An 18,126-nucleotide genomic window follows, 5' to 3' on the forward strand; every position below is an offset into this window, starting at 1 on the left:
TATGATAGACAAACTACTTTTAGAAAAACTAAAATCTAATTTTACTGAAGCATTTTGGTTTATTAAAACGAATAAGGTTAGAACCTTTTTAACAGCGCTGGGAATCATATTTGGTGTAGCATCGGTAATTACCATGCTAGCCATAGGAAATGGGGCAGAAAAAGAGATACTGGCACAACTGGAATTAGTAGGCGTAAACAATATTGTGGTAACCCCAATTCCCGATGAGGAAGATGAAGACGCCAACGAATCCGATGAAAATGCGGGTGAGTCTGAATCAAAACGATTTTCAAAAGGGCTGGATATTCAAGATGCATTAAGTGCCCAAAGAAACATTCCGAGTATAAAGCTTGTTAGCCCAGAAATCATTTTAAATACCTATGTAATTAATAATGGGAGGCAAAACCCGGTTAAACTCGTTGGAATTTCCCCGGCCTTTTTTAAATCTTCAAACATAAATATAGAAAGTGGCAAACATTTTTCTGACTTCCAAATTAAAAATGCATTACCCGTCTGTATTATAGGTAAAAAGGTTGAAAAAAAACTATTTACGGGCGAAAGCGCCCTGGGCAAACAAATTAAAGTAAAAGATGTTTGGTTGAAGGTAATAGGTGTAATTGAAGAAAAATTAATCTCTGATAAAGCCCAAGAAAACTTAGGAATAAGAGATTTAAATGAAGATGTTTACATACCCATAAACACCTTTTTAGTACGTTATAAAGACCGTAAAATAATTAGTGATAAAATAGGCGCCAGAAACAGAAACCAAAATGGTCCAAAAAAGAGAATCCCTAGGGGCAATTATCATCAAATAGATAAGCTAACGGTTCAAGTTTCAAATTCAAACGAGCTTAAGGCAACCGCAGAAGTTTTAAGTAAAATGTTAAAACGAAGGCACAACGATGTGCTGGATTTTGAAATTGAAATCCCCATTCACCTCCTTAAACAACAGCAAAAAACAAAGCAAATATTTAATATCGTTTTAATCATTATAGCAGGTATATCGCTATTAATTGGTGGTATTGGTATTATGAATATAATGCTCGCTTCAGTTTTAGAACGCACCAAAGAAATTGGCATTATTCGAGCCATTGGAGCAACAGAAGAAGATGTTATTTTACAGTTTTTATCAGAATCGGTACTTATTAGCGTTGGCGGTGGTATTGTAGGTATAATACTGGGGATTATTGGGGCTTATATCATTGAAATAGTTTCAGGAATAGAAACGGTTTTGTCCATAAATTCAATTATGATTTCTTTCGTTATCGCCGTTGCCGTGGGATTAATATTTGGAATATTTCCAGCAAAAGCGGCCGCTAATAAAAAACCTATTCAAGCTTTAAGAACCGAATAATAAAATATGAAAAAAATACTCCTAATTATTATTGTTGTTTTTCCGTTATTCAATAATGCGCAGTCAAAAAAACTCACGCTTAAAGAAGCGATTGAAATCGCTAAAAAAAAATCGCCCGATTATAAAATCAATTTAAACAGAAACCAATCCAATTACTGGCGTTACAGACGCTATAAAGCTAGTTTTCTACCAGAATTGAGGCTTACCGCTACCCTACCCGAATACCGAAATGCGGTGCGTAGAATAACTAATGATGCCGGACAAGATGTTTTTGTAACCCAAAATCAATTACTTATAGACGGTGGTTTTTCAATTTCGCAAAGCGTGCCGTACACGGGGGGAACCTTATCGGTAAACACAAATTTGGAGCGTGTTGAGTTATTTGGTCTCGACGATAATGTTGGGTATTCTGTTATTCCGTTTTCTATTAATTATTTTCAAAATTCAATATTATTCAATGAATTCAAATGGGATAAAAAAATTGAACCCTTAATTTACGAGGAGTCCAAAAGAGATTTTATTGAAAATATGGAGCAGATTTCAGTAAGCACCTCCAATCGTTATTTCGATTTGCTAAAAGCTCAAATGCAATTGGCTATTTCAGAAACCAACCTGAAAAATCAAGACACCTTATTACAAATAGCAAAAGGTAGGTATAGTGTTGGTAAAATTGCCGAGAATGAACTTTTACAAATGGAATTAAGGTACTTAAATTCCAAAAATAGGGTCACTACAAATACGGTCGAATTAAAAAGAGCCTCACAAAATTTAGCACGCTACTTAGAACTGGAAACGGAAGACTTAACCTTAGACATTCCTGAACAACTTCCCCTTTTTGATGTGGATACTGAGAAAGCATTAAGTGAGGCACAGTCTAACCGGAAAGCGGTTATCGAATTTAGAAGAAAACGTTTAGAGGCCGAAAAACAAGTTGCCTTTCAAAAAGGAAATAACAGACTGCAATTAGCTGTTAGAGCTAATTTTGGAATATCGCAAAACGGTGAGGATTTTAACAATTTATTCAACAACTTCAACAAGCAACAAAACGTAACGGTGTCTGTTGGCATCCCCATATTCGATTGGGGCGTATCTAAATCCAGACGTAAAATGGCTGAAGCTAATTTAGATTTAACCAACAATAATATAAACCAGGACAAACAAGAATTTGAACAAGAAATATACTTACATGTCCTAAACTGGTCCAATCAAAGAGATTTTCTATTCACCGCTGAAAAAGCAAAAGAAATATCCATGAAGCGGTACGAAATTTCTAAAAAAAGGTATGTACTAAACAAAGTGGATATTACAAATTTAAATATTGCCTTAGAGGAAAGGGACAAGGCCGTATTGCAATATTTAAACTCGCTCGAAAAATTCTGGAGGGATTATTACATTTTAAGGCAACTTACACTATTTGATTTTATAAATAATAAAAAAATTGAAGTTGAAGATGTTCTTTATGATTAAAACTCGCTAATAATTCATATTTTTGAATTATGAGTTTTACTAGAACAACCGAACAAGATTCAAACTACAATCATCTGGAAAAGATGAGTGTTAAAGAACTGATTACCAACATAAATAACGAAGACAAAACCGTGCCACTTGCAGTTGCGAAATCGCTGCCACAAATAGAGGCACTTATAGAACAAATTGTTCCGAAGTTAAAAAATGGCGGTCGGTTATTTTATATCGGGGCTGGGACAAGCGGACGTTTGGGTATTCTAGATGCTTCTGAATGTCCACCAACATTTGGCGTTTCTCCTGATTTGGTTATTGGCATTATTGCCGGTGGCGATACCGCCATAAGAAACGCCGTGGAATTTGCAGAAGATTCTACAGAATTAGGTTGGCAAGATTTACAGCATTATAATGTTAGCGATAAAGATGTAGTTGTTGGTATTGCAGCTTCGGGAACCACACCTTATGTTATTTCAGCTTTAGAAACTTGCAACAAAAACAATATTATTACAGGATGTATTACCTGTAATTTAAACAGTCCTTTGGCCGCGGCCTCAAAATATCCCATTGAGGTTATTGTTGGGCCGGAGTTTGTAACAGGAAGCTCAAGAATGAAAGCTGGCACCGCACAAAAATTGGTTTTAAATACCATAACAACAACAACCATGGTATTGCTCGGGCATGTAAAAGGCAACAAAATGGTTGACATGCAATTAAGCAATAACAAGCTTGTTGACAGAGGCGTAAGAATGATAATGAACGAAATTAATGTATCCGAAGAAACAGCCAAACAACTATTGGATAAATTTGGTAGTGTACGTTTGGCGGTTAAAAATTACTCTGATGGAAACCCATAAGACAGATAAAAACGTACTGGTTAAAGGTTTAAAAAAAATGGGGATTGCCTTAGGTTGTATGTTTTTGGGTCCCATACTTTTGCACATCGCACTTACCAATAAAGAAAAGCCACTTTATATTCCTATATTAATTATCGGTGGGGTAATTTGTGCCTTAGCCATATTTTTTGCTTTCAAAGGCATTAACACGGTATTGGATAGTATGTTTAAAAAAAACAACTCTTAATTTAAATTTGTAAGCTTAGGCGTTGTTGGGTTAACACCAAAATCGGCATCGCTAAAAGGAATTTTCAATCCTTCTAATATATAGTTTATAATAGCGAAATGATGTATGGTATGGCTATTGGCCTGTGCAAAAACAGCTCCTAAAGTATATTTTATTTCAATTTTTCCTAAGCCTAAATCATCAATCACTATTACGGTTTCGTTCATATTAAACTTGGTGTTATTCAATGTATCAATAATTTCATTGAGATAAACTAATGCGCAATCGCATTTACATTCTACCTCTTTACTCCTACGTCTCGCCGTTAAATCGATTATATTATCAGAATCCAAATTGAATATACAGTCATAAAAATCTAAAATATGCCTAATATGAGTGCCAATACTTGAATAATACGGCGCTAAAGATGCATTGCACAATGTATCGTCCTGCAGATTATCAAGTAATTTTTTCGATTTTTGTAATGTTTTTAAAGTCGATTCAATAATAATGTCCATATAAACTAATGTAATAAAATATTTTAACTTAAAAACTCTTATGCTTAGTCTTTAATTTGTAAGATACTTACAGCACGGTTTTAAAAACAAAAATCAACTTTATAAAGCAATTCCTTTTTTGGTTTAAAGAAATTCTTTACTAACTTTACAAGTAGCTATTAACCAATACCTTATTTAATTGAAACTTGTTTTGTCCATTTTGTTTGTTTGCTTGTTGCAAAACTTAAGCGCTCAGAATAATTTAAAGGCAGACTCGCTAAACCCTGAAATTAAAAAACAAATAGCGTACAGTCAATTATCTATAAAAGATGGACTTTCTCAAAATAGCGTAATTAGCATAGCTCAAGATAGTATTGGCTATATGTGGTTTGCAACCCAAGATGGTCTAAACAAATACAATGGACGTTCGTTCAAAATTTACAACAAACAATTTGAAGATATTACAAGGCCAACCTATAGCCGCTTGGGTAAACTATATATTGACAAAAAAAATAAGTTCTGGATAATTACCAATTCAGGAAAACTGGAACTTTATATGCCGAATACTGATAGCTTTAAAGCAATTGAACGGTTTAGTAATGTATCTACCATTTTTCAAGATGAAAACCATAATACCTATGTAGGCACTTATGGCAGTGGATTGTTTAAAATTAATGCCATATCAAAAGATACCATTCAACTTTTAAATCCGATTGATATACCTAGAACGATTAATGCGTTCCATCAAATAAATGATGAAATAATTGTAGCGACATCGGGTGCTATTTTAAGCTTAAATAAAAATAACAACTATAAAAACTTAACCCAGCACCATGATGCAAATACTACCAATTATAGTGCGATTGCCCAAACTCAAGACGGCACCCTTTGGATTGGCAGTTACAGCAAAGGCTTATATTATAAAAACGTGCAAGAAGATATAGTTTATCCTTTTACAAATGATGCCAGTATATCGATTCCTAATAGTTTGAATATTCAAAATCTTTTGGTTGACGATAAGGACCGGTTGTGGATAGCAACCTATGGCCACGGCGCTTATTTGGTTGACTTCAAACAAAATAAAACCACCAATTTTTTAGAGAACAAAACGAATCCGTTTGCCATTCAATACAATGATATATTATCGCTGTATGAAGATAACACAGGTGTGATTTGGTTGGGAACCGATGGTGCTGGCGCTAATTATTATGATGAGCATTTGGTAAAATTTAATGTGCTTACCAATAAACAAATGCCGAAATCGGTAAATATAGATGTGGTACGAAGTATTTGCACAGACCCCCACGGAAACATGTGGGTTGGCACTTCTGGAAAAGGCTTAACATTTGTTAATAACAATAAAAACATTTACAAAACCATATCAACAAGCAACTCTGATATTGCAAGTAATCGGATTATTAGTTTGTCATATTATAACGAATCCCTGTGGATTGGCCATCAGGTATTTGGGCTAAATATTATGGAACCATCGGGACGTTTTAAGTATTTTCCAGAAATTTCGAACTATTCCATTTGGCATTTGCTACCCGAGACACCAGAACAAACATGGCTATGTACAGAAAAAAACGGCTTGGTTCTTTTTGATAAAAATAAAGGCATTGTAGAAAAATACAATATTAACAATTCGGCATTAACCTCAAACAATATAAAAACAGTCGTTCGAGGCAATTTAAACGAACTTTGGTTGGGCACCGAAAACCAAGGCGTTTTTAAACTAAACCTATCAACAAAACACATTGAAAAACTTAAAGGTATTAATGGTCCTATTAAATCGTTATTGTTTAAAGATGGTGTTTTATGGATTGGAACGGCAGGTAGAGGACTTAAGCAATACCACACAAAATTACACAAAACATCCGTATTCACTACAGAAAACGGTTTACCCAATAATGTTATTTATGGTATTTTACCAGATGATAACAACAACCTTTGGTTAAGCAGCAATGGTGGGTTAACCAAGTTTAGCTTAACCCAAAACCCAGAAACTATAATTGTTGAAAACTACAACAATTATGATGGTTTACAGGCTTTGGAGTTTAATACCGGGGCTTATTTTAAATCGCCAAATGGCACCCTTTATTTTGGCGGTCTAGAAGGCGTAAATTGGTTTCATCCAAATCAAATATCATTTAATAAGGTAAAGCCAAAAACCATAATTTCAACCTTCGAAATTTATAATAAGAACCAACCCCTCATTCAAAACAAAACCTATAAGTATAACCAAAACACGGTAACCTTTACATTCTCAAGCCTTCATTATTCGCAACCCGAACGTAATTTATATAAGTACAAATTAGAAAACCATGATACGGATTGGTCGGATTCAAACAATACGAATACAGCCCATTACACCAATTTACCTCCTAACGATTATGTGTTTAAGGTAATTTCCAGTAATTATGATGGTGTTTGGAACGAAGTTCCGGCAACATACGCATTTACCATTTTAAAACCTTGGTATATAAATACCACTGCTAAGGTTATCTATGGATTACTTTTATTGTTGATTCTATTTTTAACCTACAAATACTTTAAATGGCGCTGGCAACTAAAGCTTCAATTGGAGTTGGAGCACGCTGAAACCAATAGATTAAAGGATTTAGATGAATTTAAAACCAAACTCTACACCAATATTTCACACGAATTTAGAACACCGTTAACCCTAATTTTAGGCCCAACCGAAAATCAACTGGCAAAAAAAAACATTGGCAGCGCCGATAAAAAAGAACTGTCGCTTATCCATCGAAACGCTAAACGTCTTTTAAATTTGGTGAATCAATTAATGGATTTGGCAAAATTAGAAACCGGTCATTTAAAATTAAATGTTGAAAACGATAATTTGAGCATTCTATTAAAGCAGATCGCATCGTCTTTTCAGTATAGAGCCGAAAAAAAAGGTTTGCATTTTAAAACAAACATTTCAAATATTTCAAAAGCATGGTTTGACAAAGATATTGTTGAAAAAATTGTAACTAATCTGCTGGCCAATGCGGTAAAATACACCCCTAAAAATGGGCATATTTATTTCAATACAGAGCAACAAAACAATTACGCCATACTTACCATTATAAATAGCGGAAGTACCATTAAACCAGAGGATTTAAGTAAACTATTCACCCGCTTTTATCAAGTAAATTCGAATGCAGACGGTGTAGGTATTGGGCTGGCTTTGGTTAAGGAACTGGTTGCTTTAACCCATGGTTCGTTGGTAACCAGTACGGTTAATAAAGATGAAATTCAATTTACCGTAACGCTTCCCATTAATAAAGAGGCTTTTAATAAAGAGGATATTACACCCGACAAAAACAATATTACAAAGCAGCAATCTTCTGAAATTAGTAACGAACTTTCTGAAAACACGAACGAATCTTCTGAAAAACCAGTTTTATTAATTGTAGAAGATGATAAAAACGTAAGGCAATACATAGCGTCTATTTTAGAACCCAATTATAAAATAATAAAAGCCTCCAACGGAAAAATAGGAATAAAAAAAGCGCTCGAAACCATTCCAGATATTATTATTAGCGATATTATGATGCCCGTTACCAATGGCATCGAATTATGCCATAGCTTAAAAAACAACATGCTTACAAGTCATATTCCCATTATACTACTTACGGCAAAAGTTGGTGAGGAAAACGAATTAAAAGGGCTTGAAGCCGGTGCCGATGATTTTATTACAAAACCTTTTAAATCTAAAATTTTAATTAAGCGCATTGAAAACTTAATTGAATTAAGGAAGTCTTTACAATCGCGTTACTCGCAACATAACATTTCAAAAAACAAAGACATAGCCACCACTACTTTTGATGAGGATTTCCTGAATAAAATTGAAGGCGTTTTAAACGAACATTTATCAAACCCAGATTTTAATGCCGCCAAATTTAGCAAATTAATGCTGGTTAGCCGCATGCAATTGCACAGAAAACTAGTGGCCCTTACAGGTTTAACCACAACGGCTTTTATACGGTCGCAACGCTTAAAAATGGCCGTATCACTTTTACAAAAATCAGATTACACCATCTCTGAAATTGCCTATCAGGTTGGGTTTAATACACCATCTTACTTTATTAAATGTTTTAAAAAAGCATACCACTGCACCCCAAACGATTACATAAACAAAATATAGATTATTCAATTTATGTTACAAATGTGCTATGTTTTGTTACATATTTGGCATGCCCCAAAACACTTTCCTTATAATTTTACAGGGCAAAATAAAAGGTGTTTATAGTTTTTTGTGTTATAGTTTTTTAATGGACTATTCAAAAGCAAACTATAATAATTAGTACCCTTGATTACTAAGATGCGATTATGTAAAAAAAACAGCCATTACAGGCTAAATTGTACATTTAAAAACTACATTATGAAAACAAGATTTACTTTATTATTTGGCCTGTTATTTTCTTTTTTGTGCATGGGAAATAACATAACAGTAAGCAATATTACTTTGGAGAACTTAAACGAAACCGAAAGTTGGGTGCAAGTGGAATTTGACCTGAGTTGGGAAAATTCATGGCGAATTAGTGCTGGACCTTCCAACTGGGACGCCGCCTGGGTATTTATTAAATACCGCGTAAATAGCGGTAATTGGGCACATGCTCAATTGGCACAAACCGATTTTGTTACCGCAAGCGGTAGCACCATTGATGTAACCAACGATGGTGTTGGCGCCTTTGTATATAGAGATAGCGACGGCAGTGGCAATATCAACCTGCAAAATATGCGCTTGCGATGGGACTATGGATCTATAGACACCAACGATATTATTGACATTCAGGTATTTGCCATAGAAATGGTATATGTTCCCCAAGGTGAGTTTTCGGTTGGGGGCAGTACAGGGAATGAATTTGGCAAATTCTACTCCTTTCTTACAATTGTTCCTTATAACATAGCTTCAGAAAATGCCATTACAGTTGCTACCGGTGTTGGCAACCTGTATTATGGGCAACCGAGTGGCTCCAATGCTGGAGACCGGCTAGGGCCTATACCTGCTACATTCCCAAAAGGGTACAACGCCTTTTACTGTATGAAATATGAAGTAAGCCAAGGCCAGTGGGTAAGTTTTTTTAACACGCTTACCGATACCCAAAAAATAAATAATGACATTACGGGCCCAACAGGAAAAAATTCAGACACCGAAACTGCAAGAAACACCATTTCATGGGAAGCTGGCAGTGCCACAACGACAAGTCCAGATATCGCTTTAAACTACGTCGATGCGGTATCTACTTTGGCTTATTTGGATTGGGCAGGCCTAAGGCACATAACCGAACTGGAATACGAAAAAGCCTGCAGGGGCCCTATTGCTCCAAAAGCAAACGAATTTGCTTGGGGTAATCCAAATATTGCCTCCAGTACATATACCTATATCAACGAATCCCAACCCACTGAGTTGGTAACCAATCCGGAAGCAGCTACCGGAAACGCCATCTATACTGAAACAAATGGCACGCCAAGCGGCCCCAAACGCTGTGGCATTTTAGCGGCCAGTGCCATAAACAAAACCAGGGAGGAAACCGGCGGGAGCTATTATGGCATCATGGAATTATCAGGAAATCTGTACGAACGCTGCATAACCGTTGGACTTCCCGAAGGCAGGGCCTTTACCGGTACACATGGCGACGGCGTACTTACAACAGCCGGAAACGCCAATGTAAGCTCCTGGCCTACAACCCCTACGGGCATAGGCTACAGGGGCGGATCTTATGCAAACGGTACGCTGTATATAAGAGTATCCGATAGATATGATGCCGCCAATGTTATAATAAATGGCAATTCTAGGTTAGGCTTCCGTGGCAGTCGCACAGAAGATTAATATCCAAAAACCATGAAACACCTATTTATAATACTATGTGCTGTCTGTATTAGCCCGTTTACAAATGCGCAATTTGCAGGTGGCGCTAACGAAGGAAGCGATACCTCGCCATTACATGGTAGCCGCCTTAATGGAGAAATAGCTTCATTTGCGGTGCTTTATCAAGGTGGTTTTGGCGATGGCTTCAATGTGGATAAAAATCAAGGGTTGCTCATCGATCAGCTCTTTACAATTTTCCACGGAAGTTCGGGAGATGGGTTTTCCATTAATGTGGCATCCAGCACAATAACCGGTAGTAATATTAATAAAATGTATGGCGGAAAGTTTGGTGATGGCTTCTCCAAAAATAACCTACAATCCGTTCTTAACGGACAGAATTTAACCGCTTTATATATTGGCAACTCAGGCGACGGGTATGATGCCGAAGTATTAAACGGCACATTTCTTAAAGGTTTTATCGCTGAAATTTTTAACGGCGGACATGGAGATGGTTTTGCTAATTTGTTGAAATCTGACACGTATTTATCGGGTGTTATGCTGATGCTTTATCACGGCGGAAACGGCGATGGTTTTGATACCGATATGCTAACAACCGCACTGACTCTAGATGTAGTGGAACAGTTGATTGAAATGGAGGTACTACTATACCCTAATCCCGCAAGCCATTTGGTTAACATTAAACCCGGTAAAGGCATCGTGATTAAAGCTGTAGATTTATATGATATATCGGGAAAAAAGATTGAAACTAAATTATCAAACAAAAACCAATTGAACGTAAGCCATCTGCCAGATGGTATTTACCTAATAAATATACTTTCTGAAACAGGCGCTGTGAGCAAAAAACTTATCGTGAAAAAATAATTTACTTATTCCTTAATATGATTCCTCAGAAAACAAAAATATCAGCCCTAACCAGAGAACAAACGATTATAGATGCACATAATATAAAATCGCAGCCCAATGTTACAAATGTGCTATGTTTTGTTACATATATAGCATCCCATAAAGTGGCTTCTCTATAATTTTACATCGCAAAACAACATCAATTAGCGTGTTATGTAATAGTTTAACTTTTCCCCTTTAGTTATTAAATAATGCCTAAGCAAACTAAAATAACCGAAAACGACCATAAAGAACAGCCTATATTTTTAAGTATAGACCATTTAAAAAACGGGCATTACAAACTTAACATTACGCTTAAAAACAAAGTAATAAAATCAATCAAGCTGAATAAAAACATATAAAGACGCTATTAATCAGTGTGCAAAAGGAAATAACAAAAACAACAGTTGGCGTTGTTTCCTTTTCAATTTTAAATCAAATAATTTCTTTAAAACTATGGTAATGAAAACAAAACAAATACGTACCTTAATTATACTATTTCTAACTATTGGAATCGGTTATTCACAGAATTTTCAAGACAACCCAAGTAATGAAACAGATGGTGATTTCCCAAAAAATTGGGACTTAATAAAAGGATCTGCTCAAATTGACACGTTTCAAGGCGAGAAAGTAATTTCATTATCAAATGGTGCTATAATTACACCGTTATTAAACAGTAAAAACTACTTAGCCGATTCATTTACATTAGAATTTGAAGCTTATTTTAATGGGGTTCTAAAAGGCCCTACCGAACAACATTATAGTATTCGGTTTTGGGATAGCAGTGATCGAATTATCTTCGAAAACAGTATTGGAAAAGGATGGTACGGCCCTGTCAAAATTTTTAGACATGGCGCTTATCTTTATGGCAATGATGAAATAAACAAGAGAAATATAGCTCACAATGTCTTTAACAATGATCATGCCCAAAAAAAAGAAGCCACTTGGCGCTTTATTGCAATACATTTTAATAAAGGTTCATTAAAAGTATTTATTGATGGGAACCAGATAATTAATGTGCCAAAGTACAAATTCAAACCTGCCATCGTTACCATTGGAGGTGAAACCGTAGAGACTGGCAATTCTTTTGTTCGAGCTATAAAAAACGTTAAACTAACCGGTATCAAATCATCTAAACCAAATCAAGCAGGCACAAAAATAGTCCTGGTTATAAATAAAGAAACCAACCATGTACAAAATATAGAATTGTTTGAGAGCATGCAAAATGCTGAGCTTGTTAATGCAAAATATCCAAACAGCAGTTTCCGTTTGGGCATTTTATATGGCGATTATGTGGTACAACCTTTAAAAAATTCTGCGATTTCTATTAATACCTCAAAAGCGTATTTACCCGGGGATCAGTTTCTTCCTGGAGACCAATTTTTACCAGGAGACCAGTTTCTTCCAGGAGACCAATATCTACCTGGTGATCAGTATCTACCAGGTGATCAGTTCCTTCCGGGTGATCAATTTTTTCCTGACGACCCACCTTTCTTACCGGGGGATCAGTTCATTAAAGACAAGCAATTCCTTCCTGGAGATCAGTTTAATATGAGAATCATAAAAGCAAAAATACTAGCTACAAAAAACAATAAAGTTCTCTTAAAAGTAGAATAGTTATGAAACCTAAATTAATTTTAATAGTGCTACTGCTTTTTTCTGGGTTACAAACGCAAGCACAGCTATTAGACGAGTTAAAAAAAAGAGCCAAAGAAAAAGGGTACGAAACCAGAGAAGTATCTCTTGACACATCTGATAATGCAAAATATAGAACCACATCTTACGAAGCGGAAGAGCTTGTTATAAATTCGGCCAAAGATTTCTTTACTACCGATTTGATTATGAAACTCTACCACGATAGCGATGCCGTGGTGCATACCCAATACTTTGATGCTGAAACCATAGCCATGCGTACCGAAGTTGCGGGCAATTCTGAAAAACCGCTTTTTCAAGACCGCAAAGGATTTATATACGGATACAATACTGAGATAGGACAATACGAAAAAAGAACTTTAGCCTCCTCGGGAATGTTGGGTTTTATGATGGCCGGTATGATACCACAAGCTTATAAACTGCCTCAAGAACCTTACCTCGAAGCTTTTCAAGCTTTGGAAGAAAAAGACTTGGCTCTCAGTTTTATGGTTTTAGAAATGGCATTCATATACAAACCCCATCATTTTAAAGACAACGACTATTACACCGAAACTAAAACCAAGTGCAACGGCTCTGATAACTGTACAAAATTCAGCTATAACGATGCCGAATATCCTGGAAGCTATATCCTGTTTGATAATCAAGAAAGGTTAACAGAATTATACATAAACACAATCAATCCGCAAATAAAGGAAGAAGATCATCCCACGGGAAAATTTGTGTTCTCGTACGAAAACGTAAATGTGAAGCTTCCCGATGCCGTCGAAAAATCTTTAATGCCCGGGCCTTTAGGAAAATTAATCCCTTTAGAAAAAGGTTTGGAGCCATGGAAACACAACAAAAAAGACAAACAAAAAAATAAAAACTAACTCATTATGAAAACAAAATTTATAATACTAATAACATTATGCTTCTTTTTTAGCATGCCGGTTAAAGCACAAGATCCTACAAAAAAAATTATGCAAGGCCTGTTAGGCAAAGGTAAATTAGACGAATCAAAATTACCCGATGCTTACACGTTTGACTGGGAATTTAAAACCGAAATTAAAACAGCAAAAAACGACCCCATGCAGATGGATTATCTCATTAATTCCAATAGCAAGAACTATTTTGGGATGGTAATGTCTTCAAAAGAATTAAAAGGAAAAGGGACGATGCGCATCGTAATGGATTCAAAAGAAAAAATTTCAATCATGTTTATGAACATGAATGGCCAAAACATGGCGCAAATGACAAAAATAAAAGACCAAAAATCCAGTAAAAAAGAACCGAAATACAGCTTTAAGGAAATTGGTACAAAAACCATATTGGGCTATACCTGTTACGGCATGCAAATGGAAAATGCAGATTTTATTACTAATGTGTATTTTACGCTCGATGCACCGGTTAACTTCAGTGCCTTTTTTGCTTTCTCAAATAACAAAAACAATCCAAAAGGTTTTGACCCTGCATTATTAAAGGTTCTTGAAGAAGATGCATTGCTCATGGAAATAAATGCCCAACACAAAAAGAAAAAGAAACAAAGTTTTACAATGACCGCCATAAGCCTTAAAGAAAAAAAGACCGAGATAAAAAAAGAAGATTATCAATTTATGAGTTTCGGTATGGGCTTTTAGTCAAGACCTAAAACGTAAAATGCTATTAATAATAAAATTCAACACAATGAAAAACATATCAACTATTTTACTCGCATTTTTTATTACTGGTTTAAGTTTTTCCCAACCTACCCAACGCAAGGGAATTAATTATAAAGCTTTAATTAAAGATAATAATAACAATGCATTAATAAATCAAAATATAACCATTGAGTTTTCAATTCTAGACGGACCGGAAATACAGTTTTTAGATGTGGTTTATGCTGAAACCCACACCACGAGTACAGATGCCAACGGTATAGTAATAGTCAATATCGGCGAAGGCACACCGCTATCTGGATTTGAAGATGGTTACAACCAATTAGATTGGAGAACAACAAGAACTTTCGGTTCCCGCTTTTTAAAAGTCCGTATCGATTCTGGTTCGGGTTTAACAGATATGGGCACTACCGAATTTAAAGTTGTTCCTTATGCCTTGTTTGCAGAACAATCTAACAATAGCGGACTTGAACAACTTGATGAAGGTGGAGGTATTGGGTGGCGCTTAATTGACAGACCTGAAGATTTCTACGGTCCAATCGCCATTGGCGCTGTAGATTTAAGCTATAGCTGGTCGCCTTCAATCACTAAAGGCGCTACGGGAAATTATGCAACTGCTGTTGGACTAAATACAACGGCGTCAGGTCAGAGTTCATTTGCATCGGGTGTAGGTACCATAGCATCACAGGCTCAAGCAACCGCTATGGGCGCAAGTACAATAGCTTCGGGGCACTCCTCAACGGCTATGGGTATAGGCACAAGAGCCGAAGCTCCTAATTCAACAGCCATAGGGCTATACAATGTTGGTGGCGGCGATCCATTATTGGCCGCATCAACCGATCCTCTTTTCGAAATTGGGAACGGACAATATATTGATGGCACCAACGATATTCGAAGAAATGCTTTAACAGTTTTAAGAAATGGTACAATTACAGCACCTAGTTTTGATATCAATGAAATTACCGACGATAAGGCCCTTATTACAAAAGAATATGCCGATGCCAATTATTCTGGTGGTTCGGGAGGTTCTTCCACCGGTCTTGAAGCTATTGATGAAGGCAACGGCAGTGGCTGGCGTTTAAAAGGAAGAGACCCTGCCAACCACGGTAACATAGGCAGAGGTGCCATCGATTTAAGTGATGGTTTTGCTCCATCATCAGAATATGGAGCAACAGGGAACTATTCATTTGCTCTTGGTAACAGAAATATAGCATCTAACATTTTTTCCTTCGCCGGTGGTTTTAGCAGTAGAGCTATTGGCTATACTACTTTTTCTTATGGCTACGGCACTTGGGCCGATGCCTATAAGTCAACAGCATTTGGTAACAGGAATTTAGGAGGTGGCGACCCAGACGCTTGGGTGGATACAGATCCATTGTTCGAAATTGGAAACGGCAACGACAACTTTAGGTCTAATGCTTTAACAATATTGAAAAACGGCACGATTACGGCACCAACCTTCGATATCTCTGAAATTACAGATGCCAAAGCACTAATCACAAAAGAATACGCCGATGCCAATTATTCTGGAGGTACTGGAGGTTCAACAGGTCTTGAAGCCATTGATGAAGGTAATGGCTTAGGATGGCGACTAATTAATAAAGACCCAAATAATTATGACAACATAGGTCAAAACGCAGTAGATTTAAGCACGAACCCCGATGCTGCTTTAAACCTTGGAGCCAGTGGTAGCTCTACCTTTACCACAGGTTATAAAACACACGCCACCAATTTTGCTGCAACGGCCTTTGGTAATTTTACCACGGCGTCCGGATTTAGTGCTACTTCTATGGGGTTTGAAACCATAGCCGATGATCAATTTAGCACTGTCGTGGGCAGACTTAATGATAACACAACGGCAACAAACGTATTGTTTCAAGTAGGTAATGGCAATTCATCCGGAAGATCTAATGCGTTTACGGTAAATTTTGATGGGGTAATCACTGCTCCAAGTTTCGATATAAACGAAATTACAAATGCCAAAGCACTCATTACAAAAGAATATGCCGATGCTACGTACGGCGGAGGTTTAGCAGCGCTTGACGAAGGGAATGGCATAGGGTACCGAATTAGTGGCCGCGACCCTAATAATTATGGCCAAATTGGTTTAAATGCAGTTGATTTAAGCACAAGCACTACGACCTCTTTTAGTGCAGGGGCCTTAGGAAGTAGAGCCTTTGCCGCAGGGTCTAGTACAGAAGCTAGCGGAAATAGCTCAACAGCTCTGGGGTTTTCTACCCAAGCCACAGGAGCTTATTCAACCGCATTGGGCAGCCAATCACAAGCAAACGGTGCCGGTTCTACCGCTTTTGGGTTTAGCGCTTTAGCATCTGGCGATTGGTCAACGGCCATGGGCTACAATTCTGAAGCTTCTGGTGATTATGCTTTTGCTTTAGGAAAAGACAATTCTGCAACCAAGCAAGGGGCAGTTTCAATTGGAACAAACACCACTGCCAGTGCTAATTTTGCAACAGCATTGGGTGCAAATACCATGGCATCGGGCATAGTTTCCACCGCTCTGGGTAACCTTACCACGGCTTCTGGCCTTTACGCTACAGCCATGGGCACTAATACCAATGCCACTGGCGATTTTTCAACAGCCATGGGTGTTGGCACTACGGCTCACGGCGATTACTCGTTCGCATCTGGGAGTTCAACCATTGGAAACGGCAGTTACTCGGCAGCATTTGGGTCTAATACGGATGCTTATGGCGATTATTCAGTAGCCATGGGACTGGGTACCATTGCCGATGGCCAAAGCAGTTTGGTTATTGGAGAATATAATGATATTCGTCCAGACGTTTTATTTCAAATTGGCAACGGAACTGGTGATGGTACCGGAGGCACCTTTAGAGCGAATGCCATGACCGTTTTCACAAATGGCCACATATTGGCTTTTAGTTATGATTTGCCTTCAGATAGAAGGTTAAAATCAAACATTATTGATTTAGATTATGGTTTGCAAACCATTTTAAAACTAAACCCCGTAGCATACAATTGGAAAAGCAATCCCAAGGAAACCGATAAAACCTTCGGCTTAATAGCCCAAGATGTTCAACCCATTATAAATGAAATAGTGGATATTGGCAAAGACAAAAACAAAACCCTTAGCATTAATTACACCGAATTGATTCCTGTTCTTATTAAGGCCATTCAAGAACAACAGGCTGTTATTGAAAATCAAAATAAAGAAATTAATGTACTATCAGCGCAGATAGAGCAAGTAAAAGACTTGAACTACCGCATCACACAGCTCGAATCGTTAAATAACAAACAACAATGAAAAAGCTTACAACAAGTGTACTGCTTTGTTTTGCCATGCATATTTATGGACAATCAATAGTAAAATTTAGTATCGACAGTGGTGGCGCAAGTTCCATAAATGGAAATTTGCAAATGCTATATACCATTGGGGAAGTAAACCTTCAAGAATACAGTGTAAGCAATCATTTGGTTTCAGAAGGCTTTATCGATAACTCCATTTTTAAAAGTTTAGGGATAGATGATGAAACCATACCGGGAAATGCAATTAAAATCTACCCCAATCCCGTAAGCCAGTTTATAAACATAAAATCAACCATTCCATTAAATTTTATTCAAATATATGATGTTTTGGGTAGCAAGGTATTAAGTACAAGCAAATCAAAAATCAACGTCAATCATCTCCAAACCGGATTATACATTTTAAAAATATTTACAGACAACAAGCAGATTACAAAAAAAATAATAATTAAATAATAAAAC

General features: G+C 36.7%; 14 protein-coding genes. 13 read left to right on the forward strand and 1 reads right to left on the reverse strand.

The annotated features are described in order from the left end of the window. Window position 1 precedes the first annotated feature (1 nt). Genes RNZ46_RS00690 through RNZ46_RS00705 form a run of 4 tightly spaced genes read left to right on the forward strand, consistent with a single transcriptional unit; the run spans window position 2 to window position 3,898 of the window. Window positions 2–1,354 carry an ABC transporter permease gene (locus RNZ46_RS00690; protein WP_316983475.1) on the forward strand — a complete coding sequence of 451 codons (1,353 nt, stop codon included), beginning with the start codon at window positions 2–4 and terminating at the stop codon, window positions 1,352–1,354. Between the two features lie 6 nt (window positions 1,355–1,360). Further along, a complete protein-coding gene (locus RNZ46_RS00695) occupies window positions 1,361–2,821 on the forward strand; it encodes a TolC family protein (protein WP_316983476.1) in 1,461 nt (486 codons plus the stop codon). Between the two features lie 29 nt (window positions 2,822–2,850). After that, a complete protein-coding gene (gene murQ, locus RNZ46_RS00700) occupies window positions 2,851–3,672 on the forward strand; it encodes an N-acetylmuramic acid 6-phosphate etherase (RefSeq protein WP_316983477.1) in 822 nt (273 codons plus the stop codon). Next, window positions 3,659–3,898: a DUF6095 family protein gene (locus tag RNZ46_RS00705; RefSeq protein ID WP_316983478.1), complete on the forward strand. Its 240-nt coding sequence runs from the start codon at window positions 3,659–3,661 to the stop codon at window positions 3,896–3,898. Before murQ ends, RNZ46_RS00705 begins: the two co-directional genes overlap by 14 nt. Here RNZ46_RS00705 and RNZ46_RS00710 read toward each other — a convergent pair. Next, complete coding sequence (locus tag RNZ46_RS00710; RefSeq protein ID WP_316983479.1) at window positions 3,895–4,395, reverse strand: hypothetical protein; 501 nt, start codon at window positions 4,393–4,395, stop codon at window positions 3,895–3,897. The genes RNZ46_RS00705 and RNZ46_RS00710 overlap by 4 nt on opposite strands. A gap of 178 nt (window positions 4,396–4,573) precedes the next feature. Between RNZ46_RS00710 and RNZ46_RS00715 the strand changes: the two genes are divergently transcribed. The 9 genes from RNZ46_RS00715 to RNZ46_RS00755 all read left to right on the forward strand — a co-directional run bounded on the left by RNZ46_RS00715 (window position 4,574) and on the right by RNZ46_RS00755 (window position 18,120). Then, complete coding sequence (locus RNZ46_RS00715) at window positions 4,574–8,524, forward strand: hybrid sensor histidine kinase/response regulator transcription factor (RefSeq protein WP_316983480.1); 3,951 nt, start codon at window positions 4,574–4,576, stop codon at window positions 8,522–8,524. Window positions 8,525–8,761: 237 nt separating this feature from the next. Continuing rightward, window positions 8,762–10,213, forward strand: coding sequence for an SUMF1/EgtB/PvdO family nonheme iron enzyme (locus RNZ46_RS00720; RefSeq protein WP_316983481.1), 1,452 nt, complete (start codon window positions 8,762–8,764; stop codon window positions 10,211–10,213). Between the two features lie 12 nt (window positions 10,214–10,225). Then, window positions 10,226–11,074 carry a T9SS type A sorting domain-containing protein gene (locus tag RNZ46_RS00725; protein WP_316983482.1) on the forward strand — a complete coding sequence of 283 codons (849 nt, stop codon included), beginning with the start codon at window positions 10,226–10,228 and terminating at the stop codon, window positions 11,072–11,074. Window positions 11,075–11,307: 233 nt separating this feature from the next. Beyond that, window positions 11,308–11,457, forward strand: coding sequence for a hypothetical protein (locus RNZ46_RS00730; RefSeq protein ID WP_316983483.1), 150 nt, complete (start codon window positions 11,308–11,310; stop codon window positions 11,455–11,457). Window positions 11,458–11,557: 100 nt separating this feature from the next. Next, window positions 11,558–12,712: a hypothetical protein gene (locus RNZ46_RS00735; RefSeq protein ID WP_316983484.1), complete on the forward strand. Its 1,155-nt coding sequence runs from the start codon at window positions 11,558–11,560 to the stop codon at window positions 12,710–12,712. 2 nt (window positions 12,713–12,714) lie between these two features. Beyond that, a complete protein-coding gene (locus tag RNZ46_RS00740; RefSeq protein WP_316983485.1) occupies window positions 12,715–13,617 on the forward strand; it encodes a hypothetical protein in 903 nt (300 codons plus the stop codon). A gap of 6 nt (window positions 13,618–13,623) precedes the next feature. Further along, the gene (locus RNZ46_RS00745; RefSeq protein WP_316983486.1) at window positions 13,624–14,364 is read left to right on the forward strand and encodes a DUF4412 domain-containing protein; all 741 of its coding nucleotides are present in this window, start codon (window positions 13,624–13,626) and stop codon (window positions 14,362–14,364) included. 46 nt (window positions 14,365–14,410) lie between these two features. Continuing rightward, window positions 14,411–17,665: a tail fiber domain-containing protein gene (locus RNZ46_RS00750; RefSeq protein WP_316983487.1), complete on the forward strand. Its 3,255-nt coding sequence runs from the start codon at window positions 14,411–14,413 to the stop codon at window positions 17,663–17,665. Further along, window positions 17,662–18,120, forward strand: a complete 459-nt coding sequence (locus RNZ46_RS00755) for a T9SS type A sorting domain-containing protein (RefSeq protein WP_316983488.1) — start codon at window positions 17,662–17,664, stop codon at window positions 18,118–18,120. The genes RNZ46_RS00750 and RNZ46_RS00755 overlap by 4 nt, the downstream gene beginning before the upstream one ends. Window positions 18,121–18,126 lie beyond the last annotated feature (6 nt).

The sequence above is a fragment of the Hwangdonia lutea genome (assembly GCF_032814565.1).
Taxonomy (GTDB): Bacteria; Bacteroidota; Bacteroidia; order Flavobacteriales; family Flavobacteriaceae; genus Hwangdonia; species Hwangdonia lutea.